Origin of the sequence: Streptomyces sp. NPDC059917 (genome assembly GCF_042730635.1) — a bacterium.
Lineage (GTDB): Bacteria > Actinomycetota > Actinomycetes > Streptomycetales > Streptomycetaceae > Streptomyces.
The window spans coordinates 46,472-57,359 of sequence record NZ_JBHWLC010000033.1 but is presented as its reverse complement, the minus strand read 5'-3'; the positions used below and the strand labels follow the sequence as shown (position 1 = coordinate 57,359).

The window sequence follows — 10,888 nt, the reverse complement described above, 5'->3', positions numbered from 1 at the left end:
GGGGGAGCGGTGATGGGAGGGGGTGCGGTGGCGGGCGGTGTCGCGGCCCAGCTCTTCGCCCATTCCCCGCTCTCCGTCCACAGGCTGGGGACGGCGCTCGCGCTCGGGGGAGCGGTGATGGGCCTGGGGGCGGTGTTGGGCGCGCGGGTTCGGGGGCGGGCGGCCCGGCGCAGGCTCGCGGTGCTCCTTGCGGTGGAGCAGGTGCGCCGGGGGCCCGGCATCCGGCCCCGGGTCCGGGGTGTCGTGGGGGTGTGGGCGGGGCCGCTCGGCGTGCTGCTGGCGGGCTGGGTCCTGGTCGGCGGGGTGGTGGGCGGGGCGGTCGGGTGCGCGGCGGCCTTCGGGGTGCGCCGGTGGCAGCTCCGGGCGCGGGCGTCGCCCGGAGCGGGGGAGGAGCTGAGGGAAGCGGCGCGTCAGCTGCCCCTCGCCGCGGATCTGCTGGCTGCGTGCCTGGCGGCCGGCGCCGGGCCGGTGGAGGCCGCCGAGGTGGTCGGGGAGTCACTGGGCGGGCCGGTGGGCGAGTGCTTGGCCCTGGCCGGGGCGGAGCTGAGGCTCGGCGGTGAACCGGGCGGGACGTGGGGGAGGTTGGCCCGGCTGCCGGATGCCCGGGAGCTCGCCGAGTGCCTGGACCGGGCCGCGCGGACCGGGGCGCCCGCGGCGGAGCAGGTGTCCCGGCTGGCGGGGCGGGTCCGCGAGGACCGGGCCCGGCGGTCGGGGGCCAGGGCGCAGCGGGTCTCGGTGCTCATCACCGCTCCGGTCGGGCTGTGTTTCCTCCCCGCCTTTCTCGCCGTAGGGGTGGCTCCGGTGGTGATCGGAATGGCTTCCGGTCTCCTCTCGGGCAACTGAAATCACATCAGTTACGAAAATTCACAGGAGGTTGTCGTGAGGATCATGTGGGTGCGTGTTCGGTCGGCTCTGCGGGGTCGTTGCGGGGACGCCGGAATGTCGACTTCGGAATACGCCATGGGCACGATCGCGGCGTGTGCGTTCGCCGCCGTTCTGTACAAGGTGGTCACGAGTGACGTCGTCGCGGCGGCGCTCCAGTCGACCATCGGAAAGGCACTCGATGCGCCTTTCTGATCACCGTTCCGGTGGGCCTCCTGACGGGGCTTCTGGTCGCTTTCGAGATGCGCTTTCTGACGGTGCGTCCGGGGAGTTCGGAGTGTCGGGTGCGCGGTCCGGCGAAATGGGCGACCGGGGATATGTGACGGCGGAGGCGTCCTTGGTGATCCCGGCCCTGGTCCTCTTCGCGGCGCTGCTGGTGTGGGCGCTGATGGCGGCGGCCGCGCAGATCCGGTGCGTGGACGCGGCGCGGGCCGGGGCCCGGGTGGCGGCCCGTACCGAACCGGTCGAGGTGGCGCTCGCGGCGGCCCGGGAGGCCGCCCCGGCGGGGGCGCAGGTGGAGCTGGAGCGGACGGGCGACCTGTGGCGGGTCAGGGTCAGTGCGCCCGCGCCGGGGCCGCGGGCCCTGTCGGTGCGGCTGGGGGCCCAGGCGGTGGCGCTGGCCGAGGACAGTGTGGGGCCGCCGCCGTGAGCCGGGAGCGGGGTTCGGCCACGGTGTGGGCGGCCGTGGTGGCCACGGCGCTCGTGGCGGTCTTCGGCGGCGTGCTGCTGCTGGGCCAGGCGGTGGTGGCCCGGCACCGGGCCGCGGCCGCCGCCGACCTGGCGGCCCTGGCCGCGGCCGCCCGCTGGACCCACGGCCCGGCGGACGCGTGCGCCGCGGCGCTGCGGGTGGCGGTGGCGCAGGGGGCCCGGATGGCCGCCTGCACGGTCTCGGGCGAGGTCGCGGAGGTGACGGCCGCCGCCCCGACGGGCCCCTACGCACCGCGGTCCACCTCGCGCGCGGGCCCCGGGCCGGGGCCTTGGCCGGGATCGGCTAGGGCGGCGGCGGGGCCGCTGAGAGGAGGTGGGTGAGGAGGCGGACGGCGCCGCGCTTGTGGAGGGGGTCGTTGCCGTTGCCGCACTTGGGGGACTGGATGCAGGACGGACAGCCGGCCTCGCACTCGCAGGCGGCGATCGCGTCGCGGGTCGCGGTCAGCCAGGCGCCGGCCGTGTGGAAGGCCCGCTCCGCGAACCCGGCACCGCCGGGGTGGCCGTCGTAGACGAAGACCGTCGGAAGGAGGGTGTCCGGGTGGAGCGGCACGGAAACGCCGCCGATGTCCCAGCGGTCGCAGGTGGCGAACAGCGGGAGCAGCCCGATGGAGGCGTGCTCGGCGGCGTGCAGGGCGCCGCCGAGGATCTCCGGATTGATCCGGGCCTCGTCCAGCTGGTCCTCGGTGACCGTCCACCACACGGCCCGGGTGCGGAGGGTGCGCGGAGGCAGGTCGAGCTTGGCCTCGCCGAGCACCTCGCCGGTGATCAGTTTGCGCCGTAGGTAGGAGACCACCTGGTTGGTGACCTCGACCGACCCGAAGCAGAGCGTGGCCGGGCCCCAGGGGATCGAGGTCTCGGTGTCCAGGACGGAGATGGAGGTGATGTCGCGGGCGGTGGTGGAGAAGGGCGGGGAGGCCTCCTCGACGAGGGCGACCGAGTCCTCCAGGTCCAGGTGTTTCACCAGGTAGGTGCGGCCCTGGTGGAGGTGGACGGCGCCCTCGTGGACGGCGGTGTGGGCGGCCGCCTCGTCCACGGTGCCGAGCAGTCGGCCGGTGGCCGCCTCGACGATCTGCACCGGGCGCCCGCCGCCGCCCCGGATGTCGGTCAGGTCCGAGGCGCGCTCCCGGCGGGTCCAGTGCCAGGCCGTGGCCCGGCGCCGCAGCAGCTTGGCCGCTTCGAGCTGGGGCAGCAGGTCGCGGGCGGCCGGGCCGAAGAGGGCCAGGTCGGGCTCGGTCAGGGGCAGCTCGGCCGCCGCCGCGCACAGGTGGGGGGCGAGGACGTACGGGTTGTCGGGGTCCAGGACGGTGGCCTCCACCGGCTGCCGGAACAGGGCCTCGGGGTGGTGGACCAGGTAGGTGTCCAACGGGTCGTCCCGGGCGACCAGGACGGCCAGGGCGCCGTGGCCGGAGCGCCCGGCCCGGCCCGCCTGCTGCCACAGGGAGGCCCGGGTGCCCGGGTAGCCGGTGATCAGGACGGCGTCCAGGCCGGAGACGTCCACGCCCAGCTCCAGGGCGGTCGTGGCGGCGAGTCCGAGCAGCTCGCCGGAGTGCAGGGCCCGCTCCAGGGCCCGGCGCTCCTCGGGCAGGTAACCGCCCCGGTAGGCGGCCACCCGGGGCGGTAGCGAGCGGTCGACGGAGGCGAGGCGCTCCTGGGCGATCAGGGCGATCAGCTCGGCTCCGCGCCGGGAGCGCACGAAGGCGACCGTGCGGACCCCCTGGACGACCAGGTCGGTCAGCAGGTCGGCGGTCTCCGCGGTGGCCGTGCGGCGCACCGGGGCGCCCTTCTCGCCGCGCAGCTCGGTGAGCGGCGGCTCCCACAGGGCGAAGACGACCTCGCCGCGCGGAGAGGCGTCGTCCGTGATCTCCGTCACGCTCGCGCCGGTCAGTCGGCTCGCCGAGGCGGCCGGATCGGTGGCGGTGGCCGAGGCGAGGAGGAAGACCGGATCGGAGCCGTAGCGGGCGCACAGCCGCCGCAGGCGGCGCAGCACCTGGGCGACGTGCGAGCCGAAGACCCCGCGGTAGGTGTGGCACTCGTCGATGACCACGTAGCGCAGGGCCCGCAGGAAGGAGGACCAGCGCGGGTGGGCCGGGAGTATCCCGCGGTGCAGCATGTCGGGATTGGTGAGCACCAGGTTGGCGTACTGGCGCACCCATTCGCGTTCCTCGACGGGGGTGTCCCCGTCGTAGACGGCGGGCCGGACCGCGTTTCCCAGGGGCCCGGCCAGCTCCCGCACGGCGCGCCGCTGGTCGGCGGCCAGGGCCTTGGTGGGGGCGAGGTACAGGGCGGTGGCGCCCCGACCGTTGGGCGCCTCGGCGCCGTCGGCGAGGGCGCTGAGCACCGGGGCGAGGTAGGCCAGGGACTTGCCGGAGGCGGTACCGGTGGCGACGATCACGGATTCGCCGTCGAGGGCGAGCTCGGCCGCGGCGGCCTGGTGTTCCCACAGGTGTTCGATGCCCGCCGCTTGGATGGCCGCTACGACGTCAGTTCGGATGCGATCGGGCCAGACCGCATGACGGCCCTCCCGAGGGGGCAAGTGCTCCGTATGGGTGATGCGCGCAGCTCGGGAAGGCCCCCGTGACAGGCGGTCCAGGACCGTGTCGGGGCCGGGTCGTGAGTCCGTGGCAGCCGTGGGCCGACCGGGACGGGGAGTATGGGACATCCGAAGTGAGTGTGTCACCGGTGTGCGGGACAATGGTCCCAAGGCGTCGTGCGCGCCTGCCGGTAAGTGATTGAATGCCATCGCGGCAGCCAATCCCTCCTCTACCTTCGGGTGAGGAGGCCCCTGGGGGGCGCCGCTCGATAGCAAGGTGCTGGAGGATCCGTGGACCTGTCCCTGTCGACTCGCACAGTTGGCGACCGCACAGTCGTCGAGGTCGGTGGCGAGATTGATGTGTATACCGCGCCCAAGCTGCGCGAGCAGTTGGTCGAGTTGGTGAACGACGGCAGCTACCACTTGGTTGTCGACATGGAGCGAGTGGACTTCCTCGACTCCACCGGCCTCGGTGTGCTCGTGGGAGGCCTCAAGCGCGTCCGCGCGCACGAGGGCTCGCTGCGCCTGGTGTGCAACCAGGAGCGCATCCTCAAGATTTTCCGCATCACCGGTCTCACCAAGGTGTTCCCGATCCACACCACGGTGGAAGACGCCGTCAACGCCACCGACTGACGGATCCCGAGCTGACGGATTCCGCCAGTAGGAGCGGGGGGTTCCGGGCCATACGGCCCGGGCCCCTGCAAGGCACGCCCGTAGTCCGAGGGGGACGCGCATGGCCACCGTTGAACTCCGCTTCAGCGCTCAACCCGAACACGTCCGGACCGCCCGTCTGGTCGCGGCCGCCGTGGCCCGCCGGGCCGGTGTGGAAGAGGCCGTCCTCGACGAGGTCAGACTCGCCGTGGGCGAGGCCTGCTCGCGCGCCGTCGGACTGCACCGCGGCAACGGGCTGACCGCTCCCGTCCGCGTCGTGCTGACCGAAGAGGAGAAGGTCTTCTCCATCGAGGTCGGCGACGAGGTTCCCGGGCCGCCCGGTGGCACCGGCACGTCTTCTTCCGCCGACGCGGACGCCGACCCGGACTCCGCCGCTGTGGGCGACGCCGATGTCACCGACACCGAGGACGAGATGAGCCTCGCGGTGATCAGCGGGCTCGTCGACGACGTCGAAGTGACCAGTGGGGAATCGGGCGGTGTCATCAGGATGAGCTGGCCGACGACCGGCGCTTCCGAACTCCCCTAGCCCGCCCGTGTTTCTCGCATAGACCTTCCATAGATCTTTAATCCCATCTTCCGATGTTTTTTCAAGGCCCTGCTGAGCAGGGCCTTTTTTGTTTTTCTAGATCGAATCCCGGCGATCCGGGAACGACGCGCGACCGGTCAATGGGTTTGCCCCATTACTACTTTCGAGGGTATTGGCGTGACGCGATCTATTGGTGAGGAGCAAGTGCAGGCCAATTCCGTTTCCCGCCCACTGTTTTGATCAGGTCGCGCTCCCTACAATCCGTCCACATCTTGGGCTCATCGCGTCAAGGAGGACGAATGACGGGGCTCTTCACCCATCTCGCACAAGAAGGCACCTCTCCGCTCGCAGCGGCGGTGCTCACCGATGACAATCGGCTTATCGTGATCGTCATCGCCGCGGTGGCACTCGCGGCACTCGTGGTCGCGCAGATCCTGGTCCGCCAGGTCCTCGCGGCCGACGAGGGAACCGACCGGATGAAGGAGATCGCGGCGGCCGTCCAGGAGGGCGCCAACGCCTACCTGGGGCGGCAATTGCGCACCCTCGGCATCTTCGCCGTCGTCGTGTTCTTCCTGCTCTTCATGCTCCCCGCGGAGAACTGGACCCAGCGGGCCGGACGTTCCGCCTTCTTCCTCGTCGGCGCGCTCTTCTCGGCCGCCACCGGCTACATCGGCATGCGCCTGGCCGTCCGCGCCAACGTCCGCGTCGCCGCGGCCGCCCGCGAGGCCACCCCCGCCGAGGGCGAGGCCGCCAAGGACCTCACCGAGGTCTCCCACAAGGCCATGCGGATCGCCTTCCGCACCGGCGGCGTGGTGGGCATGTTCACCGTCGGCCTCGGCCTGCTCGGCGCCTCCTGCGTCGTGCTCGTCTACGCCGCCGACGCCCCCAAGGTCCTGGAGGGCTTCGGCCTCGGCGCCGCGCTCATCGCGATGTTCATGCGTGTCGGCGGCGGCATCTTCACCAAGGCCGCCGACGTCGGCGCCGACCTGGTCGGCAAGGTCGAGCAGGGCATTCCGGAGGACGATCCGCGCAATGCCGCGACCATCGCCGACAACGTGGGCGACAACGTCGGCGACTGCGCCGGAATGGCCGCCGACCTCTTCGAGTCCTACGCCGTCACGCTCGTCGCGGCGCTGATCCTGGGCAAGGCCGCCTTCGGCGACCTGGGCCTGGCCTTCCCGCTGATCGTCCCGGCGATCGGCGTGGTCACCGCCATGATCGGCATCTTCGCGGTCTCCCCGCGGCGCACCGACCGCAGCGGCATGAGCGCCATCAACCGCGGATTCTTCATCTCGGCGGTCATCTCCCTGGTGCTCGTCGCCGTCGCGGTCCTCGTCTACCTGCCCTCCAGCTTCAAGGACCTGGTCGGCGTCGAGGACGCGGGCATCACCGGCCACTCCGGCGACCCGCGCGTCTTCGCGCTCGTCTCGGTGGCCATCGGCATCGTGCTCGCGGCCCTGATCCAGCAGCTCACGGGCTACTTCACCGAGACCAACCGCCGTCCCGTCCAGGACATCGGCAAGTCCTCGCTCACCGGCGCGGCCACCGTCGTCCTCGCCGGCATCTCCATCGGCCTGGAATCCGCCGTCTACACCGCGCTGCTCATCGGCCTCGGTGTCTACGGAGCCTTCCTGCTCGGCGGCACCTCGATCATGCTGGCGCTCTTCGCGGTGGCCCTGGCCGGCACCGGCCTGCTGACCACCGTCGGCGTCATCGTCGCCATGGACACCTTCGGCCCGGTCTCCGACAACGCCCAGGGCATCGCGGAGATGTCCGGCGACGTCGAGGGCGCGGGCGCCCAGGTCCTGACCGACCTGGACGCGGTGGGCAACACCACGAAGGCGATCACCAAGGGCATCGCCATCGCCACGGCCGTACTGGCCGCCGCCGCGCTCTTCGGCTCGTACCGCGACGCGATCGCCACGGCCGTCAAGGACGTCGGCGCCAAGGCCGGGGACATGGGCCTGAGCCTGGACATCTCGCAGCCCAACAACCTCGTCGGGCTGATCCTCGGCGCGGCCGTCGTGTTCCTCTTCTCGGGCCTGGCCATCAACGCGGTGTCCCGCTCGGCCGGCGCCGTGGTCTACGAGGTGCGCCGCCAGTTCCGCGAGCACCCCGGGATCATGGACTACAGCGAGAAGCCCGAGTACGGGCGCGTCGTGGACATCTGCACCAAGGACGCGCTGCGCGAGCTCGCCACGCCCGGCCTGCTCGCCGTGATGGCCCCCATCGCGGTCGGCTTCAGCCTCGGCGTCGGGGCGCTCGGTTCGTACCTGGCCGGCGCGATCGGCACCGGCACGCTGATGGCGGTCTTCCTCGCCAACTCCGGTGGCGCGTGGGACAACGCGAAGAAGCTCGTCGAGGACGGCCACTACGGCGGCAAGGGCAGCGACGCGCACGCCGCGACCGTCATCGGCGACACCGTCGGCGACCCGTTCAAGGACACCGCCGGTCCCGCGATCAACCCGCTGCTCAAGGTGATGAACCTGGTCGCGCTGCTGATCGCGCCCGCCGTCGTGCAGTTCAGCTACGGCGCCGACGCCAGCGGGACCGTCCGCGCGGTGGTCGCCGTCCTGGCGATCATCGTGATCGTCGGCGCGGTGTACGTGTCCAAGCGGCGCGGCATCGCGGTCGGCGACGACACCGGCACCGACACCGCCGAGCGGGTGGCCCAGCCGGCCGACCCCGCGGTGGTGAACTGACGGTACGCCGAAGGGCCCCCGCGGGGGCCGCGGTGCGGGACCGAATGGCGGACGGGCGGCGCGTACTGACGCGCCGTCTGTCCGTCTTTCCGCTTATCCGGATGCAGACGTGTATCTTCCGGGCCGAGAGCCTTGGAAGGGACCGATCCGGTGAACAAGAAGTTTGCGGCCGCCTTGTCCGGCGGCGCGGTACTGATGCTCGTGCTGTCCGGTTGCGGTGACGACGGCGACAAGAAGACCGACGACTGGGCCAAGAAGGTCTGCGACAAGTGGCAGCCCGAGCTCAAGAAGATCGAAGCCGCCAACGCCGACATCAAGCGCGTGGCGACCGAGAGCAGCAAGCCCGAGGACGTGCAGAAGACCGACGCGGGCGCGTTCCAGACCATGTCCACCTCGTACAAGGCCATGGGTACGGCCTTGACGAGCGCGGGAGTTCCTCCGGTCAAGGACGGTGATGCGACCCAGAAGGCCGCCGTCAAGGGCTTCGAGGACACCTCCAAGGGCTATGCGGACCTCAAGACGAAGATGGACGCGCTCGATCCCAAGGACCAGGGCAAGTTCGCCGAGGGCCTCAAGACCATCGCGAGCGGCCTCGACCAGACGACCCAGGGCGGCAAGGCGGCCCTGGAGAAGCTGAAGGCGGGCGGCCTCGACAAGTCCATGAACGGTCAGAAGGGCTGCCAGGTCGCGGCCGCCCCGGAGCCGTCCAAGGGCTGACCGACCGCCTCCTGACGGGGCGTACGCCGACCAGGGCGGCCGGGACCGGAAACGGACCCGGCCGCCCTGGTGCGCGCCGGGCCGCCGCCCGTGTCCGCCGCTTCGCACGCGATGTCGGCGACAGCGGCCACAATGGGCGGGTGAGTACCACCAGCCTTCCCCGCCTCCCCTCGCCCGCCCGCGCCGCCGCCCTGCGCGCGGCCCTGCTCGCCGCGGGCTTCACCGCCGACGGCCTGCTCGACCTGCTCGGCGCCCCCGCCTACGCCGCGCTGGCCCGCAGCGAGACGGTCCCCGCCCTGCGCGCCACCCGCGGCGACGGTCCGCTGGAGGGCCTGGTGCGGCTCTTCCTGCTCCAGCGGCCCGTGCCGTACGACCGGGCCGCGGCCGCGCTGCCCGTCGAGGAGGCGCTGGCCGACGGCTGGCTGCGCCGCGCGGGGGACGACGTACACGCCGTGGTGGACGTGCGGCCCTACGGCGGCCCGGACGGCGAGGACTGGTTCATCGTCTCGGACCTGGGCTGCGCGGTCGGCGGGGCCGGCGGGATCGGCAGCCGCGAGGAGGGCGTGGTCCTGGGCGTCGGCGGGGCCTCCACCACCCTGGCCGGGATCACCGTGCGCACCCCGGTCGGCTCGGCCCTCGACATCGGCACCGGATCCGGCATCCAGGCCCTGCACGCGGCGCAGCACGCGACCCGGGTCACGGCCACGGACGTCAACCCGCGCGCCCTGGACTTCACCCGTCTGACGCTCGCGCTGTCGGGGGCCCCGGAGGCCGAGCTGCTCACCGGTTCGCTCTTCGAGCCGGTCGGCGACGCGACCTACGACCTGATCGTCTCCAACCCGCCCTTCGTGATCTCGCCCGGGGCCCGGTTGACCTACCGGGACGGCGGGATGGGCGGGGACGACCTGTGCCGCGCGCTGGTCCGGCAGGCCGGGGACCGATTGAATCCGGGCGGATATGCGCAGTTCTTGGCCAACTGGCAGCACGTCGAGGGCGAGGACTGGCACGACCGGCTGCGCTCCTGGGTGCCGCAGGGCTGCGACGCGTGGATCGTGCAGCGCGACGTGCAGGACGTGACGCAGTACGCGGAACTCTGGCTGCGGGACGCGGGCGACCACCGCGAGGACCCCGAGGCGTACGCCCGGCGCTACGAGGCCTGGCTGGACGAGTTCGAGGCGCGGGGGACCAAGTCGATCGGCTTCGGCTGGATCACCCTGCGCCGCACGGACGCGGCGGTCCCGTCGATCGTGGTCGAGGAGTGGCCGCACTCGGTGGAACAGCCGCTCGGCGACACCGTCCGGGCCCATTTCGCCCGCCAGGACTACCTGCGCGAGCACGACGACGCGGCCCTGCTGGAGGGGTACTTCCGGCTCGCCGTGGAGGTCGTCCAGGAGCAGGTCGGCGCGCCCGGCGCGGAGGACCCGGAGCACGTCGTGCTCCGCCAGAACCGCGGGATGCGGCGCGCCACCAAGGTGGACACGGTCGGCGCGGGCTTCGCCGGAGTGTGCGACGGCTCACTGAGCGCCGGGCGCATCCTCGACGCGATCGCCCACCTGGTCGAGGAGGATCCGGTGGTCCTGCGGGACCGCACGCCGGAGGCGATCCGGCTGCTCGTGGAGCAGGGGTTCCTGGAGCCCGCGGAGCCCGCGCAGCCGTGAGTTAACCCGGGGTTCGCGCGCCGTACGCCCGGGGCTGGAAGGGTCCGCACCGGGGGAGTCCGGGGGGACTCCGGCAGCGGCGCGCGGGGCGGGGGAATCGGCGTGGAAAGTGGTCCGGCGGTCTTCGCGGCGACCGTGTTCCTGCTGTTCGGCGCGGCCCTGCTGACCTGGACGGGGGCGCGCGCACGGCGCCGCGCGCCGGTCGCCGAGGGCGTGCGCCACGCCGTGGCCGTACCGGTCGCCGTCCTGGCCGGCGCGGTCTCGCTCGCGCTCGGCGCGTGGTGCCTCGGCCGGGTCTGAACCCGGCGCCGGGGCGGGCGCCGCACGGCCCGCGGGGCGGGCGGAGCAACGTGCGCGAGCCCGTTCGCCGGCCCGCTCGAAGGAGGCTCCGGGGGCGGGGCCAGACGGCCCCCAGGACCCCCCGCACGGTGATCAGGAGGGGTCCGCCGCGGCATCCGGGCGGCAGAAGTGGCACTTGTCGGGTTACCGTTCG

The 10,888-nt window shown here is 72.7% G+C and carries 11 protein-coding genes; 10 read left to right on the top strand and 1 reads right to left on the bottom strand.

The window, feature by feature from the left end:
• The first annotated feature begins 12 nt into the window (after positions 1-12).
• The 4 genes from ACFWAR_RS20385 (at position 13) to ACFWAR_RS20370 (ending at position 1,911) form a co-directional block, all read left to right on the top strand.
• The gene (locus ACFWAR_RS20385; protein WP_385779042.1) at positions 13-843 is read left to right on the top strand and encodes a type II secretion system F family protein; all 831 of its coding nucleotides are present in this window, start codon (positions 13-15) and stop codon (positions 841-843) included.
• A 45-nt stretch (positions 844-888) separates the two neighbouring features.
• Complete coding sequence (locus ACFWAR_RS20380) at positions 889-1,077, top strand: DUF4244 domain-containing protein (RefSeq protein WP_385779099.1); 189 nt, start codon at positions 889-891, stop codon at positions 1,075-1,077.
• Positions 1,078-1,222: 145 nt separating this feature from the next.
• Positions 1,223-1,531, top strand: coding sequence for a TadE family type IV pilus minor pilin (locus ACFWAR_RS20375; protein ID WP_385779098.1), 309 nt, complete (start codon positions 1,223-1,225; stop codon positions 1,529-1,531).
• A complete protein-coding gene (locus tag ACFWAR_RS20370; RefSeq protein WP_385779040.1) occupies positions 1,528-1,911 on the top strand; it encodes an Rv3654c family TadE-like protein in 384 nt (127 codons plus the stop codon). Before ACFWAR_RS20375 ends, ACFWAR_RS20370 begins: the two co-directional genes overlap by 4 nt.
• On the opposite strand, the gene ACFWAR_RS20365 is transcribed toward ACFWAR_RS20370, so the two are convergent.
• Complete coding sequence (locus tag ACFWAR_RS20365) at positions 1,874-4,330, bottom strand: DEAD/DEAH box helicase (RefSeq protein WP_385779038.1); 2,457 nt, start codon at positions 4,328-4,330, stop codon at positions 1,874-1,876. The genes ACFWAR_RS20370 and ACFWAR_RS20365 overlap by 38 nt on opposite strands.
• Positions 4,331-4,411: 81 nt before the next feature.
• On the opposite strand from ACFWAR_RS20365, the gene bldG reads away from it, so the two are divergent.
• From bldG to ACFWAR_RS20335, 6 genes are all read left to right on the top strand, one after another.
• Positions 4,412-4,753, top strand: coding sequence for an anti-sigma factor antagonist BldG (bldG, locus tag ACFWAR_RS20360; protein WP_008743037.1), 342 nt, complete (start codon positions 4,412-4,414; stop codon positions 4,751-4,753).
• A 100-nt stretch (positions 4,754-4,853) separates the two neighbouring features.
• On the top strand, positions 4,854-5,318 hold the full coding sequence (locus ACFWAR_RS20355; protein WP_385779035.1) for an ATP-binding protein: 465 nt from the start codon (positions 4,854-4,856) through the stop codon (positions 5,316-5,318).
• 299 nt (positions 5,319-5,617) lie between these two features.
• On the top strand, positions 5,618-8,020 hold the full coding sequence (locus tag ACFWAR_RS20350; protein WP_385779033.1) for a sodium-translocating pyrophosphatase: 2,403 nt from the start codon (positions 5,618-5,620) through the stop codon (positions 8,018-8,020).
• Positions 8,021-8,170: 150 nt separating this feature from the next.
• The gene (locus ACFWAR_RS20345) at positions 8,171-8,737 is read left to right on the top strand and encodes a small secreted protein (protein WP_385779031.1); all 567 of its coding nucleotides are present in this window, start codon (positions 8,171-8,173) and stop codon (positions 8,735-8,737) included.
• A 140-nt stretch (positions 8,738-8,877) separates the two neighbouring features.
• Positions 8,878-10,395: a methyltransferase gene (locus ACFWAR_RS20340; RefSeq protein WP_385779029.1), complete on the top strand. Its 1,518-nt coding sequence runs from the start codon at positions 8,878-8,880 to the stop codon at positions 10,393-10,395.
• Between the two features lie 102 nt (positions 10,396-10,497).
• Positions 10,498-10,695: a hypothetical protein gene (locus ACFWAR_RS20335; RefSeq protein WP_385779027.1), complete on the top strand. Its 198-nt coding sequence runs from the start codon at positions 10,498-10,500 to the stop codon at positions 10,693-10,695.
• Positions 10,696-10,888: the final 193 nt, after the last annotated feature.